17 protein-coding genes are annotated in these 18,474 nt (G+C 68.8%); 14 read left to right on the forward strand and 3 right to left on the reverse strand.

Going from position 1 to position 18,474, the window contains the following annotated elements:
* Positions 1 to 149 precede the first annotated feature (149 nt).
* The 3 genes from AC1Z3W_RS21475 to AC1Z3W_RS21485 all read left to right on the forward strand — a co-directional run bounded on the left by AC1Z3W_RS21475 (position 150) and on the right by AC1Z3W_RS21485 (position 3,694).
* Positions 150 to 1,598, forward strand: coding sequence for an MFS transporter (locus AC1Z3W_RS21475; protein WP_057926794.1), 1,449 nt, complete (start codon positions 150 to 152; stop codon positions 1,596 to 1,598).
* 70 nt (positions 1,599 to 1,668) lie between these two features.
* Entirely contained in the window at positions 1,669 to 2,625 is a 957-nt protein-coding gene (locus AC1Z3W_RS21480) for a 2-hydroxyacid dehydrogenase (protein ID WP_057926793.1), read from the forward strand.
* Between the two features lie 10 nt (positions 2,626 to 2,635).
* Complete coding sequence (locus tag AC1Z3W_RS21485; protein WP_057926792.1) at positions 2,636 to 3,694, forward strand: L-idonate 5-dehydrogenase; 1,059 nt, start codon at positions 2,636 to 2,638, stop codon at positions 3,692 to 3,694.
* Between the two features lie 93 nt (positions 3,695 to 3,787).
* Here the strand turns inward: AC1Z3W_RS21485 and AC1Z3W_RS21490 are convergent, their stop codons facing one another.
* Entirely contained in the window at positions 3,788 to 4,987 is a 1,200-nt protein-coding gene (locus tag AC1Z3W_RS21490; protein WP_483508402.1) for an MFS transporter, read from the reverse strand.
* A 312-nt stretch (positions 4,988 to 5,299) separates the two neighbouring features.
* On the opposite strand from AC1Z3W_RS21490, the gene cynR reads away from it, so the two are divergent.
* Positions 5,300 to 6,190, forward strand: coding sequence for a transcriptional regulator CynR (gene cynR, locus AC1Z3W_RS21495; protein WP_175826771.1), 891 nt, complete (start codon positions 5,300 to 5,302; stop codon positions 6,188 to 6,190).
* Positions 6,191 to 6,247: 57 nt separating this feature from the next.
* Here the strand turns inward: cynR and AC1Z3W_RS21500 are convergent, their stop codons facing one another.
* Positions 6,248 to 6,970: a FadR/GntR family transcriptional regulator gene (locus tag AC1Z3W_RS21500; protein ID WP_173938496.1), complete on the reverse strand. Its 723-nt coding sequence runs from the start codon at positions 6,968 to 6,970 to the stop codon at positions 6,248 to 6,250.
* A gap of 213 nt (positions 6,971 to 7,183) precedes the next feature.
* On the opposite strand from AC1Z3W_RS21500, the gene AC1Z3W_RS21505 reads away from it, so the two are divergent.
* The 3 genes from AC1Z3W_RS21505 to AC1Z3W_RS21515 all read left to right on the forward strand — a co-directional run bounded on the left by AC1Z3W_RS21505 (position 7,184) and on the right by AC1Z3W_RS21515 (position 10,153).
* Positions 7,184 to 8,503 (forward strand): C4-dicarboxylate transporter DctA, encoded by a 1,320-nt coding sequence (locus tag AC1Z3W_RS21505; RefSeq protein ID WP_057926873.1) that lies wholly within the window; start codon positions 7,184 to 7,186, stop codon positions 8,501 to 8,503.
* Positions 8,504 to 8,606: 103 nt separating this feature from the next.
* Entirely contained in the window at positions 8,607 to 9,614 is a 1,008-nt protein-coding gene (gene alc / locus AC1Z3W_RS21510) for an allantoicase (RefSeq protein WP_057926788.1), read from the forward strand.
* 14 nt (positions 9,615 to 9,628) lie between these two features.
* Positions 9,629 to 10,153, forward strand: coding sequence for an ureidoglycolate lyase (locus AC1Z3W_RS21515; RefSeq protein ID WP_124834574.1), 525 nt, complete (start codon positions 9,629 to 9,631; stop codon positions 10,151 to 10,153).
* Positions 10,154 to 10,420: 267 nt separating this feature from the next.
* Here AC1Z3W_RS21515 and fur read toward each other — a convergent pair whose 3' ends face one another.
* On the reverse strand, positions 10,421 to 10,849 hold the full coding sequence (fur, locus tag AC1Z3W_RS21520) for a ferric iron uptake transcriptional regulator (protein WP_011350926.1): 429 nt from the start codon (positions 10,847 to 10,849) through the stop codon (positions 10,421 to 10,423).
* A gap of 142 nt (positions 10,850 to 10,991) precedes the next feature.
* Here fur and AC1Z3W_RS21525 point away from each other — a divergent pair, with 142 nt between their 5' ends.
* The 7 genes from AC1Z3W_RS21525 (at position 10,992) to holA (ending at position 18,394) form a co-directional block, all read left to right on the forward strand.
* Positions 10,992 to 11,789, forward strand: coding sequence for an outer membrane protein assembly factor BamE (locus tag AC1Z3W_RS21525; protein ID WP_057926786.1), 798 nt, complete (start codon positions 10,992 to 10,994; stop codon positions 11,787 to 11,789).
* A gap of 65 nt (positions 11,790 to 11,854) precedes the next feature.
* Positions 11,855 to 12,652 (forward strand): 4-hydroxy-tetrahydrodipicolinate reductase, encoded by a 798-nt coding sequence (gene dapB / locus AC1Z3W_RS21530; RefSeq protein WP_483508403.1) that lies wholly within the window; start codon positions 11,855 to 11,857, stop codon positions 12,650 to 12,652.
* Positions 12,653 to 12,671: 19 nt separating this feature from the next.
* A complete protein-coding gene (locus AC1Z3W_RS21535; RefSeq protein WP_124834575.1) occupies positions 12,672 to 13,340 on the forward strand; it encodes a MotA/TolQ/ExbB proton channel family protein in 669 nt (222 codons plus the stop codon).
* A gap of 24 nt (positions 13,341 to 13,364) precedes the next feature.
* The gene (locus tag AC1Z3W_RS21540) at positions 13,365 to 13,820 is read left to right on the forward strand and encodes an ExbD/TolR family protein (protein WP_057926783.1); all 456 of its coding nucleotides are present in this window, start codon (positions 13,365 to 13,367) and stop codon (positions 13,818 to 13,820) included.
* A 276-nt stretch (positions 13,821 to 14,096) separates the two neighbouring features.
* Positions 14,097 to 16,691: a leucine--tRNA ligase gene (gene leuS, locus AC1Z3W_RS21545; protein ID WP_057926782.1), complete on the forward strand. Its 2,595-nt coding sequence runs from the start codon at positions 14,097 to 14,099 to the stop codon at positions 16,689 to 16,691.
* Between the two features lie 38 nt (positions 16,692 to 16,729).
* Entirely contained in the window at positions 16,730 to 17,281 is a 552-nt protein-coding gene (locus AC1Z3W_RS21550) for an LPS-assembly lipoprotein LptE (RefSeq protein ID WP_057926781.1), read from the forward strand.
* An 18-nt stretch (positions 17,282 to 17,299) separates the two neighbouring features.
* A complete protein-coding gene (gene holA, locus AC1Z3W_RS21555) occupies positions 17,300 to 18,394 on the forward strand; it encodes a DNA polymerase III subunit delta (RefSeq protein WP_057926780.1) in 1,095 nt (364 codons plus the stop codon).
* Positions 18,395 to 18,474 lie beyond the last annotated feature (80 nt).

The raw sequence follows: 18,474 nt of genomic DNA on the forward strand, positions 1-18,474 counted from the left end.
CGCGCCCGCGTAGTGCGCGGCGCGCCGTTGCGCCGGCTTCGGCCGGCATCCGAAGTCCCAGAAGAGCCCGCCGCACGAGCGGGCCGATGTCCCGGTCGCGCGATACGCAGCCGGGTTCCGGAACGGAAGGCAGGAGACAGGAGACAACGATGGATCGCATTTCCCCGCCGCCCGCGCGGCACGATGCAGGGTCCGGCGCGCCGGGCGAGACCGTCGAGCGCCGCGGCGTCGACCCGAAGCAGCTCAACCGCGCGGCATGGACCTGCTCGCTCGGCAGCGCGCTCGAATACTACGATTTCGCGTTGTACACGCTCGCGTCGGCGCTGGTGTTCGGGCCGCTGTTCTTTCCGGCGCAGACCGCCGAGATGCGGCTGATCGCGAGCTTCGGCACTTACTTCGTCGGCTTCGCGGTGCGCCCGCTCGGCGGCGTCGTGTTCGGCGTGCTCGGCGACCGGATCGGCCGCAAGTTCGTGCTGACCGCAACGGTGCTGCTGATGGGTGTCGCGAGCACGCTGATCGGCGTGCTGCCGACCTTCGCGACGGCCGGCTACTGGGCGCCCGCGCTGCTGATCCTGCTGCGCATCCTGCAGGGCCTGGGCGCAGGCGCGGAGCAGGCCGGCGCCGCGGTGCTGATGACCGAATACGCGCCGCCGGGCAAGCGCGGCTTCTATGCGTCGCTGCCGTTCCTGGGCATCCAGCTCGGCACGGTGCTCGCGGCGGCCGTCTATTTCCTGCTGCTCGCAAACATCGATCGGGTCACCGACGGCTGGGGCTGGCGCGTGCCGTTCCTGTTCAGCGCGGTGATCGTCGCGGTCGGGATCTACATGCGCGTGCGGCTGCACGAGTCGCCCACCTTCGTGCGGCTCGAGAAGCGCGCGCAGGTCCTGGCGAATCCGCTGAAGAGCGCCGTGCAGCATTCGAAGCGCACGCTGCTGATCGGCATCGGCCTGCGGATGGCCGAAAACGGCGGCTCGTCGATCTACCAGGCGCTCGCCGTCAGCTATCTCGCCGGCGTGATCGGGATGAAGGGGCCGATCGGCGCGCTCGCGCTGGTGTGCGCGGCGACCGTCGGCGCGTGCACGGTGCCGCTGGCGGGCCGGTTGAGCGATCGCTTCGGCCGCGTGCGCGTGTACCGCACGTTCGCGTGGCTGCAACTCGCGCTCGCGTTCCCGGTGTGGTGGATCTTCAGCCAGGGAAACGTGGTCGCGAGCGTCATCGCGATCTCTGTCGCGCAGGGCTTCGCGAACTGGGGGATGCTCGGCGCGCAGGCCGCGCTGCTGCCCGAACTGTTCGGCTCACGCCATCGCTACATGGGCGTGTCGTTCTCGCGCGAAGTGTCGGCCGTGCTCGCGGGCGGGATCGCCCCGCTCATCGGCGCGACGATCATCGCGACCGTGATCGCGCTGCACGGCGGCGACCACACGGCCGGCGTGCGCGCCTGGGTGCCGATTGCCGCGTACCTGGTGCTGCTGACGCTGATCACGCTGTTCACGACGTCACGCATGCCGGAACCGCTGAACCGCGATCTCGACGATCCGCTCGACGCCGCGCAGGCGCAACCGGCCGCTGACGCAGAACCGCTTGCACGGCATGCATGAACGGGCCGGGCGGCCGACGCGGCCCGGCACGCATTCGAATTCCAACGCTTTTCGACAGGAGCAAGCGCAGATGGCGCACGAATCGACCCAGCGGCCCGAACTGCTGATGACGGGCCCCTACCAGCCGTGGGACGACGCATGGCTGTCGACCGGCTATGACGTTCACCGGCTGTGGGAGGCCGCCGACCGCGCGGCGTTCCTCGCCGAACACGGCGCCGGCGTGCGCGCGATCGCGACGCGCGGCGACCTCGGTGCCGATGCCACGCTGATTGCCGCGCTGCCCCAGCTCGAGATCATCTCGTGCTACGGCGTCGGCACCGATGCGATCGATCTGGCGGCAGCCCGCGAGCGCGGGATCCGCGTGACCAACACCCCCGACGTGCTGACCGGCGACGTCGCCGATCTTGGTGTCGGGCTTACGCTCGCATTGCTGCGTCGGATCGGCGCCGGCGACGCGTACGTGCGCTCCGGTGCGTGGTCAGGCGGCGACATGCCGCTCGTCACGCGCCTGTACGGCAAGCGCGTCGGCATCGTCGGCTTCGGCCGGATCGGTTCGACGCTCGCGCGCCGGCTGTCGGGCTTCGACGTCGAACTCGGCTACTTCGACGTCGCGCCGCGTGCGGACAGCCAGCACCGCTTCTTCGGCCGCCTGACCGAGCTGGCCGGCTGGTGCGACGTGCTGATCGTCACGCTTGCGGGCGGCGCGTCGACCCGCCATCTCGTCGATGCGGCCGTGCTCGACGCGCTGGGCTCGCGCGGCTATCTCGTGAACGTGTCGCGCGGCACGACCGTCGACGAGCCCGCGCTGCTCGATGCGCTCGAACGTGGCGTGATCGCCGGCGCGGCGCTCGACGTGTTCTGGAACGAGCCGCGCATCGACCCGCGTTTCCTCGCGTTGCAGAACGTGCTGCTGCAGCCGCATCATGCGAGCGGCACCGTCGAGACGCGCCAGGCGATGGGCTGGCTCGTGCGCGACAACCTCGCTGCGCACTTTGCCGGCGAGCCGTTGCTCACGCCGGTCGTCTGAGGAGGATGTCATGCGTATGCGCTGCATGTGTCTCGTGATCCACGGGCCGAACGACCTGCGGCTCGAAGAGCAGGACGCGGGCGAGATCGGCCCGGGGCAGGTGCGCGTCGATGTCGCGATGGGCGGCATCTGCGGCTCCGACCTGCATTACTTCCGGCATGGCGGCTTCGGCGCGATCCGGCTGCAGCAGCCGATGGTGCTCGGCCATGAAGTGGCCGGCACGGTCGCGGCGGTTGCCCCGGACGTGACGTCGGTGCAGGTCGGCGATCGCGTGGCGGTGAATCCGAGCCGCCCGTGCGGCGCGTGCCGCTATTGCCTCGAAGGACTGCCGAACCAGTGTCTCGACATGCGCTTCTACGGCAGCGCGATGCGCATGCCGCACGTGCAGGGCGCGTTTCGCAACGCGCTCGTGTGCGACGCCGCGCAGTGCGTGAAGGTGGCGGACCATGTGCCGCTGTCGCTCGCGGCGCTCGCCGAGCCGTTCGCGGTCGGGCTGCATGCGGTATCGCGCGCAGGCCCGCTGATCGGCAGGCGCGTGCTCGTGTCGGGGTGCGGGCCGATCGGCGTGCTGGCGGTCGCGGCGGCGCGCGTGCACGGTGCGGCGGAGATCGTGGCGACCGACGTGGTCGATGCGCCGCTCGAGGTCGCCCGCGCGCTCGGCGCCGACCGCACGATCAACGCGATGACGGACACCGGCTGGGTCGCGCGCTACGGCGCCGACAAGGGCACGTTCGACGTGATGATCGAGTGTTCGGGCAATGCGCGCGCGCTGCGTGACGGTCTCGACGTGATGCGGCCGCGCGGCATCGTCGTGCAGCTCGGGCTCGGCGGCGACGTCAGCCTGCCGCAGAACGTCGTGGTCGCGAAGGAGCTGTCGATCTGCGGCTCGTTCCGCTTCCATGCGGAATTCGCGCTCGCGGTGCAGCTGATCAATACGGCGCGCGTCGACTTGCGTCCGGCCGTGACGAGTGTGTTCCCGATGCGCGATGCGAACCGCGCGTTCGAATTGGCCGGCGACCGGCAGCGCGCGATGAAGGTGCTGATCGATTTCGCGAGCGAGGGGGCGTGATCGTGCGCTGATGCCGCGCGATTGCGCCGACGTAAAAAAGGCACGCCCGCGGGTCGCGGAGCGTGCCTTTTCAATTGATGGCGCGGGAGCGGCTTATTGCGTGACCTGGCGCACGCCCACGCGCTGCGACGCGAGCCACAGCGCGATCAGCACGCCGGACAGTGCCGCGCCCGCGATGCACACGCCGCGCCAGCCGTCGATGCCGTATGCGACGCTCGCCGCGAACGATCCGAGCGCACCGCCGATGAAGTAGCTCGTCAGGTAGATCGTCGTCACGCGGCTGCGCGCGTTGCCGGCGAGCGCGTAGATCACGCTCTGGTTCGAGATGTGCATGCCCTGCACGCCGACGTCGAGCAGCAGGATCCCCGCGATCAGCGCGACGAGCGAATGCGCGCCGGCCGCGATCAGCGCGAACGAGGCGAGCACGGCTGCCGCGAACAGGCCGGTCGCCGCGTTGCCGTGGCCGCGATCGACGAGCCGGCCAGCCGACGTCGCCGCGAGCGCGCCCACCGCGCCGACGATCCCGAACAGGCCGATCTGTCCTTCGGAATAGCTGTACGGCGGCTGGCTCAACAGGAACGTAAGACCGGTCCACAGCAGGCTGAAGCATGCGAACACGAGTGCGCCGTATGTGGAGCGCAGTGCGATCAGCGGCTGCGCGCGCACCAGCGCGACGAGCGACTTCATCAGCGCCGCGTAGTCGAGCCGCGCGTGGCGGCGATCCTTCGGCAGCTTCACCGCGAGCACGCCGGTCAGTGCGAGGATCATCGCCGCGGCGATCCCGTACACCGCACGCCAGCCGAATCCGTCGGCGACCGCACCGGCCGCGACGCGCGCGAGCAGGATGCCGAGCAGCAGCCCGCTCATCACGGTGCCGACCGCGCGGCCGCGCGTGCGCGCATCGGCGAGCGATGCGGCGAACGGCACGAGCAGCTGCGTCGAGCATGTGACGAAGCCGAGCGCGATGTTCGCGACGACGAACATCGTGAAGTTCGTGCTGAGCGCGACGGCCACCAGCGCGACGACGTTGAGCACGAGCAGCCGCACGATCAGCGTGTGGCGGTTGACCGCGTCGCCGAGCGGGACGATCAGCAGCAGGCTCGCCGCATAGCCGAGCTGCGTCAGCGTGACGAGATAGCCGAGCTCGGCGGGCGGGCGGCCGAAGCTGTGCGCGATCGCCGCGAGCAGCGGCTGCGCGTAATAGATGTTGCCGATGACAATGCCGCACGCGCAGGCGAACAGCAGCGTCATCGCGCGGGTCAGGGGAGGATGGTTGTCGTGATGCGGTTCCATGGTCGCGAAAAACAGCGGCGCCGGCCGGCGGCACGGGCCGTCGGCTGCGCGGGGTTGCGGAAATCGGGGCCGGCGTCAACGGATCGGCGATGGTCCGATGCGCGCCGGGCGGAGCGTGGCCGGCGCCCGGATGGGGCGGCGGCGCATCGTCGTGCGGCGGGCGGGGGCAGGGCGGGCCCGGGCGTGCCGCTCCGGTGCGGCGGCCAGGCGCCGTGTGCGGGAGCGGAAGTGCATATGATGCGGGAATCGAATCATAGCGTCCAAGACTGGATCATTATGGTATTCATTGGTTTAACCAATACCTGAGCCGCGATGCTACTCCGCCACATCCGCTATTTCCTGGCCGTCGCCGAGCAGCGCAGCTTCACGCGTGCGGCCGACGCGCTGCACGTGTCGCAGCCGACGCTGTCGCAGCAGGTCCGCCAGCTCGAGGACATGCTCGGCGTGCAACTGTTCGACCGCTCGGGCCGCACGGTGCGGCTCACCGAATTCGGCGAAGTCTATGCGCGCCACGCGCGCGCGGCGCTGCACGAGCTCGACACCGGGCAGCGTGCGTTGCACGACGTCGCCGATCTCGGCAGCGGTTCGCTGCGGCTCGCGATGATGCCGACCTTCGCGGCCTACCTGAGCGGCTCGCTGATCGACGCGTTCCATGCGGATTTCCCGAACGTCGCGCTGACGATCGACGCGATGCCGCAGGAGCGCATCGAGGCGCTGCTCGCCGACGACCGGCTCGATGCAGGCTTCGCGTTCGTGCCGCCGCGCGCGCCGGACATCGACGCGCTGCCGCTGTGGGAAGAACCGCTCGCGCTCGTGACGGGCCGCACGCACCGGCTCGCGCGTCGCCGCCGCGCGCTGAGCCCGTCCGAACTCGCCGGCGAGCCGCTGGTGCTGCTGAGCCGCGCGTTCGCGACGCGCGAAAGCATCGACCGGTATTTCATCGAGCAGGGCGCGCAGCCGAAGGTCGCGATCGAGACGAATACGGTCAGCGCGGTGCTGGAACTCGTGCGCTGCGGGCGGCTGGCCACGGTGCTGCCGGACGCGGTCGCGCGCGAGAGCGGCGACTTGTGCGCGCTGGAGCTCGATCCGCCGCTGCCGTCGCGCACGGCAGCGCTGCTCACGCGCAAGGGCGCATACCGCAGCGTCGCGGCACGCGCGTTCATCGAACGCGCGCTCGCGTATCGCGATCCTTCGGGGGGATGACCGGTACGACCGGAGAACGGCTGCGGCGCCGGCCGCGACCGCCGGCCGACGGCTGCATCAGACGCCGGGCGTCGGGAAGAAGATGCCCGCGCGCTGTGCGGCGTTCGCGATGTGCGTCTCGATCGCGATACCGGCCGCTGCCGCATCGCGGGCGATCAGCGCGTCGACGATCGCGCGATGCTCGTGCCATGTCGACAGCAGCAGCTCGCGCCGATAGAACGGCATGCGCTGGCTTTCCTTCATGATGTCGGCGCTGCTGCGCAGCACCGACTCGATCGCCGCGTTGCCCGCGAGATGGATGATTCGCATGTGGAAGTCGAAGTCGAGCCGCGACGCTTCGTCGAGCGCGCTCTCGGTCAGCGCGACGTGGAGGTCGGCGAGGTTGTCCTCGAACCACGCGATGTCGTCGTCGGTGACGACATGCGCGGCCATGCGTGCGGCGAACCCTTCGAGCGCATAGCGCATCTGGTACGTGTCGGGCGGCGACGACTGCTCGGCGAACTGCCATGGATGGGCGGCTGCCGCCTGCGCGCTTTCGACATATACGCCCTTGCCGGCGCGGATGCGCAGCATCCCGAGCGCCTCGAGCGTGGAGAGCGCCTCGCGCAGCGACGCGCGGCTGATTTCCAGCTCCTCGGAGAGCTGGCGCTGGGCCGGCAGCAGGCTGCCGACCGGATACACGCCTGCCTCGATCCGGTCGCGGATCGTCGCGATGGCGGCGTCGGTCACGGTGTGCGGAACGTTTTTCATGATGTGAACGATGGCCGGTCTGACCGGCATTGTAATCCGCACGCGCACGGTGCATGAGCGGCCTACGGGAAAGCCACGATCGCCCCCTGTTTTCGTGCATCGCAAGTCGGTGCGAAGAGGCGGGAAATCCCTATTTGATTCGTCCTTGACGCCACTATATCGGCTTCCTACTATCCACCATAACATCACTGGTCTTACCAGTATGAACAGACGAAACTGCAACCGTTGGATCGGGAGAGCGCCGTGTCGAAATTCCTCAACTCACTGTTTGGCCGGGTAGTCGTCGCACTTATCCTGGGGGTCGCGCTCGGCGCGTTCTTCCCGCATTTCGCCGAGTCGCTGCGACCGCTCGGCGACGGCTTTCTGAAACTCATCAAGATGGTCATCGGCCCGATCGTGTTCTGCGTCGTGGTCAGCGGGATGGCCAATGCGGGCGACCTGAAGAAGGTCGGCCGGGTCGGCCTGAAGGCCGTCGTCTACTTCGAGATCATGACGACGCTTGCGCTCGGCATCGGTCTGGTACTCGCGTGGCTCACGCGCCCGGGCGTCGGGATGAACATCGACCTGCGCTCGCTCGACGCGGCCTCGCTCGCGTCGTACGCGAAAAACGCCGAAAGCCTGAAGGACACGGCCGGCTACCTGATGAAGATCATCCCCGAGACCGCGATCGACGCGTTCGCGAAGGGCGACATCCTGCAGATCCTCGTGTTCGCGGTGCTGTTCGGCTCCGCGCTGTCGCTGCTTGGCGACAAGGCGCAGCGCGTGAACAGCCTGATTGAGGAGCTGTCGCACGTGTTCTTCCGCATCATCGGCTTCATCATCAAGCTCGCACCGCTCGGCGTGCTCGGCGCGATCGCGTTCACGACCGGCAAGTACGGCGTCGCGTCGCTCAAGCAGCTCGGCTACCTCGTCGCGGTGTTCTACCTGAGCTGCTTCGTGTTCGTCACGGTCGTGCTCGGCGCGGTGATGCGTCTCGCGGGCTTCTCGGTGTTCAAGCTGATCCGCTACCTGCGCGAGGAACTGTCGATCGTGCTCGGCACGGCATCGTCGGACGCGGTGCTGCCGCAGGTGATGAGCAAGCTGGAATACATGGGCATCAAGGATTCGACGGTCGGCCTCGTGATCCCGACCGGCTATTCGTTCAACCTCGACGGCTTCTCGATCTACCTGACGCTCGCCGTGCTGTTCATCGCGCAAGCCACCAACACGCCGCTGTCCACGCATGACCTGATCGTCGTGCTGCTCGTGTCGCTCGTCACGTCGAAGGGCGCGCACGGGATTCCGGGCTCGGCGATCGTGATCCTCGCGGCGACGCTGTCGGCGATTCCCGCGATTCCGGTGCTTGGCCTCGTGCTGATCCTGCCGGTCGACTGGTTTGTCGGCATTGCCCGCGCGGTGACCAACCTGATCGGCAACTGCGTCGCGACGGTGGTCGTCGCGGTGTGGGAGAACGACATCGACCGGGCCCGCGCGAAGCGCGTGCTGAACCGCGAACTGCGCTACGTGGCCGACGCGCAAGGCAACGCCGCACCGGTCGCGGGCGACCAGGCCCACGCGCTCTGAGCACACCCCCGCGCGGAGCGGCCTCCCCGACTGCGCCGCGCGAACGAATTTCCTGAGGCAGGCGCGACGAAGCGCCTGCCCTTCTCAAGATAATGGAGACGACATGGCAGCCCCCATCCTCGACCCGAACGCGCCGGCTTTCACGCGGCGCTACATGAACCTCGCCGATCCGCGCCTGGGCGCGCAGGCGCTCTTCGCCAGCGACGAATTCTTCGCGCCGAAGGAGCGCATGCTGAATCCCGAGCCGGCCGTCTTCATTCCCGGCAAGTATGACGATCACGGCAAGTGGATGGACGGCTGGGAGACGCGCCGCAAGCGCACCACCGGCCACGACTTCTGCGTGGTGCGGCTCGCGCGGCCGGGCGTGATTTACGGCGTCGATCTCGATACGAGCCACTTCACCGGCAACTTCCCGCCGGCTGCGTCGATCGAGGCCTGCGCGGTGGACGGCGACACGCCGTCGGACGACACCGAATGGCGCACGATTGTCCCCGCGACGACGCTGCAGGGCAATTCGCATCACTACGTGAGCGTCGACGATGCGCAGCCGGTCACGCACCTGCGCGTGAACCTGTACCCGGACGGCGGGCTCGCGCGGCTGCGCGTGTACGGCCAGCCGCAGCGCGACTGGCGCCACGTGCCGGCCGGCGAGCTCGTCGACCTCGCGGCGATCGAGAACGGCGGCTACCTGGTGGCCGCGAACAACCAGCACTTCGGCCCGGCCTCGCAGATGCTGATGCCGGGGCGCGGCGCGAACATGGGCGACGGCTGGGAAACGCGGCGCCGCCGCGAGCCCGGCAACGACTGGGCGATCGTCGCGCTGGCGCGGCCGGGCATCATCCGGCGCGTCGAGGTCGATACGGCGTTTTTCAAGGGAAACTTCCCCGACCGCTGCTCGCTGCAGGCCGCGCGGGTCGCGGGCGGCACCGACGATTCGCTCGTCACGCAGGCGATGTTCTGGGCCGAACTGCTCGGCGAGCAGAAGCTGCAGATGGACCACGTGCATACGTTCGACCAGCTCGCGGCCCTCGGCCCCGTCACGCACGTGCGCTTCAACATCTTCCCGGACGGCGGCGTATCGCGCCTGCGTCTGTGGGGCGAGCCGGCTTGAAGGAGGGCACCGGCATGAGCGGACCACACATCCTGCGCGTCGAGCGCCTGACCCGCGACGCGTTCGCGCCGTTCGGCGACGTGATCGCGCTCGAAGGCGCGCGGCACTTCCCGATCAACGGCGGCACGACCGAGCGCTTCCACGATCTCGCGACGATCGATGTCTGCGCGGACGGCGGCCGGCCGCTCGTCAGCGTGTTTCGCGCGCAGCCGCGCGCGCTGCCGGTCGCGATCACGCTGATGGAGCGTCATCCGCACGGCAGCCAGGCGTTCATCCCGCTGGCGGCCGTGTCGCGCTACGCGATCGTCGTCGCGCCGGCCGGCGAATTCCGGCCCGATGCGATGCGCGCGTTCCTGGCCGAAGGCTGGCAGGGCGTGAACTACGCGAAGGGGGTCTGGCACCATCCCCTGCTCGCGCTCGATGCGGTCAGCGATTTCGTGATCGTCGACCGCGGCGGCCCGCAGCCGAACTGCGACGAGATTCCGCTCGACGATGCGTGGGCGCTCGAGTTCGAGCCGGCATGCGCGAGCGCGGCCTGACGCGCGACGAAGGCGGCATCAGGCATCAGGCATCAGGCATCGGGCATCGGGCATCGGGCATCGGGCATCGGGCATCGGGCATCGAGGGTCGAGGGTCGAGGGTCGCGCGGCGGCAGCACGGCTCGCCGCCGCCGCATGATTGATTGAAAGCGTTCCCGGACCGGCCCGCGCGCGACGCGCGGGCCGTTTTTATTCCTGTCCCGAAAACAACGCGGCCCGGACGGCGAAATGCCGGCCGGGCCGTCGCGCATGTGCGCAGGATGCGGATCAGTGCTTGCGGTGCGGGCAGTTCTCGGTCGTGCAGGAACCGTACATCGCGAGCGAGTGTTCCTGGAGCCGGAAGCCGCGCTCCTTCGCGATCGCCTGCTGGCGGCCTTCGATCTCGGCATCGAAGAATTCCTCGACGCGGCCGCAATCGAGGCAGACGAGGTGATCGTGGTGCGAACCTTCGTTCAGTTCGAACACGGCCTTGCCGGATTCGAAGTTGCTGCGCGTGAGCAGGCCGGCCTGCTCGAACTGCGTCAGCACGCGGTAAACGGTGGCGAGCCCGATGTCGAGCTGCTCGTTGAGCAGGTTCCGGTAGACGTCTTCGGCCGTCAGGTGACGCACCGGGCTCTGCTGGAAGATCTCGAGAATCTTGAGGCGCGGTAGGGTGGCCTTTAGCCCGATATTCTTGAGATCCGTCGGATTGGTCATGGCTAGGCATCCCTAGAGTACAATGCAGGGCTTCAATGTTACCGGCTTTTCGCCGTTCCAGAAACACGCGCGGCCTGCGACGCGGGCCAGCACGGTGACGGAAATGTTCCCGGAATCTCTTTCGCACTTTCAGAGGAGTCGCATGCGGAGTGCCATCATCGCTGCCGCCGCCGTTGCCGCGCTGGCTGGTTGTTCGTCGTACGACAGCGTGACGCAGCGCATCGCGCAGAGCATCACGCCCTATCGGATCACTGTCGTGCAGGGCAACTTCGTGTCGCAGGAGAAGGCCGCGCAGTTGCAGGCCGGGATGACGCGCGAGCAGGTCCGCGCGTTGCTCGGCACGCCGCTGCTGGCCGACATGTTCCATGCCGACCGCTGGGATTACCTCTTTTACTTCAAGCGCGGCTCGACGTCCGTCGTCCAGCAGCGCGACCTCGTACTGACGTTCTCGGGCGATCGCCTCGCGAGCTGGACGGGTGCCGAGAACCTGCCGTCCGAACTCGACCTGCTGGCCGATATCGACGGCGACCGCGGCGGCAAGAAGGCGAAGGCCGCGGCCGCGGCGAAGAAGGCGTCGGAAGCCGCTGCCGCTGCGAGCGCCGCGCAGGCCGCCGCCGAGAGCCCGTCCGCCCAGCCGGCGTCCGGCGCGGCGGTCGATCAGGATGCGAACGCCCAGGCGGCGCGCGCGGCGAACCGCGCGACCAATCAGGTGTCGGGCCAGGGCGCGACCGCCCGCCGCTTCACGCCGTCCGCGCAGGCCTCGGGCGGCGCGCCGGTGCCGGGCGGCCAGCCGCCGGGCGCCGCGCCGGCGATCCAGCCGCAATTCCAGTTCCATCGTCCGCCGCCGCCGAACGCGTCGAACGAGGCGTCGCCCGTCGGCCCGCAAGGTTCCGACAACCTGCAGAACCAGCCGCTCACCGCGCCGGCCCAGTCGCAGTAAGCGGCCGGCGTGCGGAAACAGGGCGGCATGCGCCGCCCGCCTTTAGACCTGTCGTGTAGAAAGCCATGAAGATTGCGATTGCCGGTGCATCGGGCCGTATGGGCCGGATGCTGATCGAAGCCGTTCTCAACGATGCCGACGCGCAGCTCGTCGGTGCGCTCGACCGCGCCGATTCGCAGTTCCTCGGCCAGGACGCGGGCGCGTTTCTCGGCAAGGAAACCGGGATCAAGCTGACCGACGACCTCGATGCGGTGTTCGCGCAGGCCGATTACCTGATCGACTTCACGCGGCCGGAAGGCACGATCGCGCACGTCGCGGCCGCGCTGCGCCACGACGTCAAGCTCGTGATCGGCACGACCGGCTTCACCGCCGAGCAGAAGGCCGAGCTGCAGGCCGCGGCAGGCAAGATCGGCATCGTGTTCGCGGCGAACATGAGCGTCGGCGTGAACGTCACGCTGAAGCTGCTCGAATTCGCGGCGAAGCATTTCTCGCACGGCTACGACATCGAGATCATCGAGGCGCACCACCGTCACAAGGTCGACGCACCGTCGGGCACCGCGCTGATGATGGGCGAGGCCGTGGCCGGCGCGCTCGGGCGCTCGCTCGACGACTGCGCGGTGTACGGCCGCCAGGGCGTGACGGGCGAACGCGATCCGTCGACGATCGGCTTTGCGGCCGTGCGCGGCGGCGACATCGTCGGCGATCACACCGTGCTGTTCGCCGGGATCGGCGAACGGATCGAGATCACGCACAAGTCGTCGAGCCGCGTGTCGTACGCGCAGGGCGCGCTGCGTGCGGTCCGCTTCCTGTCGGCGCGCGGCGCCGGCCTGTTCGACATGCAGGACGTGCTCGGCCTGCGCTGACCCTCGCGGGGAAACTCCGATGGCGATTCCCACCGGCGTTGTCCACTACCTCGAAAGCGGCGATGCGATTACGCACGCCGTCGCCTATGTCCTGCTGGCGATGTCCGTCGCCAGCTGGTGCTTCCTCCTCATGAAAGCCTGGCTGCTGGTCCGCGCGAAGCGGCAGGGGCCGCGCGCGCTCGCCGCGTTCTGGCGCGCGGCGTCGCTCGACGCGGGCATCGCCGCGCTCGCCGGTGCCGATCGCGAGCGCGTGTTCGTGCCGCTCGCCGAAGCCGCGCGCGATGCGGCCGACGAACACGACCCGGCCGCGCTGGCCGCGCGCGTCGAGCGCAGCGAACGCGTGCTGCGCGCGCTGCGTCACGCGATGCTGCGCTCGCAGCGGCGTCTCGAATTCGGCCAGGTGCTGCTCGCGTCGATCGGCAGCACCGCGCCGTTCGTCGGGCTGCTCGGCACCGTATGGGGCATCTATCACGCGCTCGGCAGCATCGCCGCGAGCGGGCAGGCGCAGATCGAGAACGTCGCGGGGCCGGTCGGCGAGGCGCTGATCATGACCGCGTTCGGGCTCGTCGTCGCGATTCCCGCGGTGCTTGCCTACAACATCCTCGGGCGGCTCGTGCGTCAGCTCGCCGAGGAACTCGATGGCTTCGCGCGCGACCTGCACGTGTTCGTGTGCGCGCAGCCAGCCTGACGCGCCCGATCCGGAGGAGCGACCATGGCATTCGGCGGACTGGAGCACCACAAGACGTCCGCGCCGATGGCGGAGATCAACATGACGCCGCTGATTGACGTGATGCTCGTGCTGCTCGTCATCTTCATCATCACCGCGCCGCTGATGACGCACGCGATCCGGCTCGATCTGCCGAAGGTCGCGGCCAGCGCCGCGCGCGACACGCCGCAATCGGTCACGCTGTCGATCGACGACGCCGGCAAGCTGTACTGGGACGACACACCCGTCGCACTCGATGCGCTGCCGGCGCGGTTCCGGACCGCCGCCGCGAGCGCCGCGCCGCCCGAGCTGCGGCTGCGCGCATCGCGCGCAACCCGCTACGACGTGATCGCGCAGGTGATGGGTGCCGCGCAGGCAGCCGGCCTCACGCGGATCGGCTTCGTCACCGACATGCCGTCGGCGGGCGCCGCCGCGCCGGCCGCCGCAGGCGCGAAACCCTGACCTGCCGGCCGCCTGCGCGGCCCGCGCAGGCGAGAATGCGCCGCTGCCCGCGAGACCGGCCGTGCCGCCCGCCACGGACGGTATAATTGTCGTTTGCGCCCGGTTGGCAGGGTTTCGCCGGGTAACCTGGAGACCCTCCGGGTTACCCGGCGAATATCCGGAACCACGAGGCAGGCCCGAGAACCGTGAGCCTGCCGCCGCCGGGCTGCCCGATTTCGTCCACTTCCGCGTGCCCGCCTTGTGGCGCGCCGCTTAAAGCCTAGTCCGAACCACACCATGCACGAGAGATACGTACCCGCCGACGTCGAAGCCGCCGCCCAGGGCGACTGGCGCGCAGCCGATGCCTACAAGACGCAGGAAGATTCGCAGAAGCCGAAGTTCTACTGCGTGTCGATGCTGCCGTACCCGTCCGGCAAGCTGCACATGGGTCACGTGCGCAACTACACGATCAACGACGTGATGTACCGCTATCTGCGGATGAACGGCTACAACACGCTGATGCCGATGGGCTGGGACGCGTTCGGGATGCCGGCCGAGAACGCCGCGATGGCGAACGGCGTGCCGCCCGCGAAGTGGACCTACGACAACATCGACTACATGAAGGGCCAGATGCAGTCGATGGGCCTCGCGATCGACTGGTCGCGCGAGATCGCGACGTGCAAGCCCGACTACTACAAGTGGAACCAGTGGCTGTTCCTGAAGATGCTCGAGAAGGGCATCGCGTACAAGAAGACGGGCACCGTGAACTGGGACCCGGTCGACCAGACCGTGCTCGCGAACGAGCAGGTGATCGACGGCCGCGGCTGGCGCTCGGGCGCGCTCGTCGAGAAGCGCGAGATCCCGATGTACTACCTGCGCATCACGCAATACGCGGATGAGCTGCTGAACGATCTCGACGGCCTCGGCTGGCCCGAGCGCGTGAAGATCATGCAGCAGAACTGGATCGGCAAGAGCTTCGGCGTGAACTTCGGCTTCCCGTACGAACTCGACGGCGAGAAGAAGCTGCTGCGCGTGTTCACCACGCGTGCCGACACGATCATGGGCGTCACGTTCTGCGCGATCGCGGCCGAGCATCCGCTCGCCACGCGTCTCGCGCAGGACAAGCCGGAACTGCTCGCGTTCATCGACGAATGCAAGCGCGGCGGCGTCGCCGAGGCCGATGTCGCGACGATGGAGAAGAAGGGCGTCGCGACGGGCTTCACGGTGTCGCACCCGCTGACGGGCGAGCCGGTCGAGGTGTGGATCGGCAACTACGTGCTGATGAGCTATGGCGAAGGCGCGGTGATGGGCGTGCCCGCGCACGACGAGCGCGACTTCGCATTCGCGAAGAAATACAACCTGCCGATCAAGCAGGTGATCGCGGCCGAAGGCCAGACGTACTCGCTCGACGCATGGCAAGAGTGGTACGGCGACAAGGAAGTCGCGACCTGCATCAACAGTGGCAAGTACGACGGCCTTGCGTACGGCGCGGCGGTCGACGCGATCGCGGCCGACCTGAAGGCTGGCGGCTTCGGCGACAAGCAGGTCACGTGGCGCCTGCGCGACTGGGGCGTGTCGCGCCAGCGCTACTGGGGTACGCCGATCCCGATCATCCACTGCCCGTCGTGCGGCGACGTGCCGGTGCCGGAGCAGGACCTGCCGGTGGTGCTGCCGGAAGACCTCGTGCCGGACGGCTCGGGCAACCCGCTCGCGAAGTCGGAAGCGTTCCTGAACTGCGCGTGCCCGAAGTGCGGCGCGGCCGCGAAGCGCGAAACCGACACGATGGACACCTTCGTCGATTCGTCGTGGTACTTCTCGCGCTACACGGCGCCGGACGCCGAGACGATGGTCGACGCGCGCACCGATTACTGGATGCCGATGGATCAGTACATCGGCGGCATCGAGCATGCGATCCTGCACCTGCTGTATTCGCGCTTCTGGACCAAGGTGATGCGTGACCTCGGCCTCGTGAAGTTCGGCGAGCCGGCGAAGAACCTGCTCACGCAGGGGATGGTGCTGAACGAGACGTTCTACCGCGAAGACGCGGCGGGCAAGAAGACCTGGTACAACCCGGCCGACGTGACCGTGGCATTCGACGAAAAGGGCCGCCCGGTCGGCGCGACGCTGAACGCCGACGGCCAGCCGGTCGTGCTCGGCGGCATCGAGAAGATGTCGAAGTCGAAGAACAACGGCGTCGATCCGCAGGTGTTGATCGACCAGTACGGCGCCGATACCGCGCGCCTGTTCACGATGTTCGCCGCGCCGCCCGAGCAGCAGCTCGAGTGGTCGGGCGCGGGCGTCGAAGGCGCGAGCCGCTTCCTGCGCCGCGTATGGAGCTTCGGTGCGACGAACCGCGAAGCGCTCGCCGCGCGTGCGGGCTTCGATGCGGCCGCGCTCGGCGAAGCCGACAAGGCGCTGCGCCGGGAGATCTACAGCGTGCTGAAGCAGGCCGATTTCGACTATCAGCGCCTGCAGTACAACACGGTCGTGTCGGCCGCGATGAAGATGCTGAACGCGATCGACGGCGCGAAGGGCGCGACGCCCGGCGTGTTGCGCGAGACGTACAGCGTGCTGCTGCGCGTGCTGTACCCTGTCGTGCCACACGTCACGTTCGAGCTGTGGAAGGCGCTCGGCTATGCGGACGAATTCGGCCCGCTGCTCGACGCACCCTGGCCGAAGGTCGACGAGGCCGCGCTCGAGCAGGCCGAGATCGAACTCGTGCTGCAGGTGAACGGCAAGGTGCGCGGCGCGCTGAAGGTCGCGAAGGACGCGAGCCGCGAGGCGATCGAAGCCGCGGCGGTGGCCGACGAGGCGTTCGCGAAGTTCAGCGACGGCAAGCCGGCGAAGAAGATCGTCGTCGTGCCCGGCCGCCTCGTGAACATCGTCGTCTGACGGCCGTTGGCCGTCGGGCGCACACAGAAGGAGCGAAGGTGATCCGCAGATCGTTTTTGGTGCTCGTCGGCAGCGCGGTCGCGCTGTCGGCATGCGGTTTCCAGTTGCGCGGCCAGCAGGACTACGCGTTCAAGCGCCTGCTGATCGCCGGTGCGCCGGCGTCCGCCGAGGCGCGGCTCGTGCGCCTCGTCGAGGCCGGCAGCGACACGAAGATCGTCAAGTCGGCGGACGACGCCGACGCCGTGCTGCGCATGTGGGAATCGCGCGGGCAGAACACGCTGACGCTCAACAAGTACGGCTCCGCGCAGGAATATGCGCTCTTCTACACGCTGAACTACACGCTGACGAGCCGGGACGGCACCGTGCTGATCCCGCCGAGCGCGATCGCGTTGAACCGCGCGATGACGTACAGCGACCAGTACACCAACGCGAAGGCGCAGGAAGCCGACATCCTGTACGGCGACATGCAGAACGACGCGGTCGACCAGCTGATGCGGCGTCTCGCGATCGTCCATTCGCTGACGCCGGCCCCGGAGGATGTGGTGCCGGGCGTCGCGCCGGGCGCGCCGCTGCCGCCGCCGCCGCTCTGATCGCCGGCGCACGCACCGATGCAATTGCGACTTGATGCGCTGGAGCCGCACCTCGCGAAGGGGTTGACCGGGCTCTACACCGTCTACGGCGACGAGCCGCTGCTCGCGCAGGAAGCGTGCGACCGCATTCGTGCGGCCGCGCGCGCGGCCGGCTTCACCGAGCGTTCGGTGCATACGGTCGAGCGCGGCTTCGACTGGAGCGTGCTGCTCGGCGCGACCCAGGCGATGTCGCTGTTCGGCGAGCGCCAGCTGATCGAGCTGCGCATTCCGTCGGGCAAGCCCGGCAAGGAAGGCGCCGACGCACTGAAAACGCTCGCGGCCACGCCCAACCCCGACGCGCTGATGCTCGTCACGTTGCCGCGCCTCGACGCGGCCACGCAGAAATCCGCGTGGTTTACCGCGCTGCAGAACGGCGGCGTCGCGCTGAAGATCGATCCGGTCGACCGCGCGCAGCTGCCGAACTGGATCGGCCAGCGTCTGTCGATGCAGGGCCAGCGCGTCGCGCTCGGCGACGACGGCCGGCGTGCGCTGCAGTTCATCGCGGAGCGCGTCGAGGGCAACCTGCTCGCCGCGCACCAGGAAATCCAGAAGCTCGGGCTGCTCTATCCGCAGGGCGTGCTGTCGTTCGAGCAGGTGCACGACGCGGTGCTGAACGTCGCGCGCTACGACGTCTTCAAGCTGAACGAGGCGATGCTCGCGGGCGACGCCGCGCGGCTCGCGCGGATGATCGACGGGCTGAAGGGCGAGGGCGAGGCGATCGTGCTCGTGATGTGGGCCGTCGTCGAGGAATTGCGCACGCTGCTGCGGATCAAGCGTGGCGCGACGGCCGGCAAGCCGCTCGCTACGCTGCTGCGCGAGAACCGCGTGTGGGGGCCGCGCGAGCGGCTGATCGGACCCGCGCTGAACCGCGTATCGGAAGCCGTGCTCGAGAAGGCGCTCGCGTTTGCCGCGAAGCTCGACCGGCAGGTGAAGGGGCTGTCGGCCGTCACGCCGGGTCGCCGCACGCAGGACGATCCGCCGCCCGATCCGTGGGACGGCCTGTTCCAGCTCGCGATGACGGTGGCGGGCGAGCGCGGCGAGCGACCGCCGCCCGCGGGTCGCGTGCGGCGTTAAGCCTCGTCGGGGCCGTCAGCGCCCGCAGCGCAACCCGCTTACAATATTTCGATGGTCGGTGCGGCCCTTCCTGCTGCCGC

It is taken from the genome of Burkholderia sp. 10_S31 (assembly GCF_056930375.1).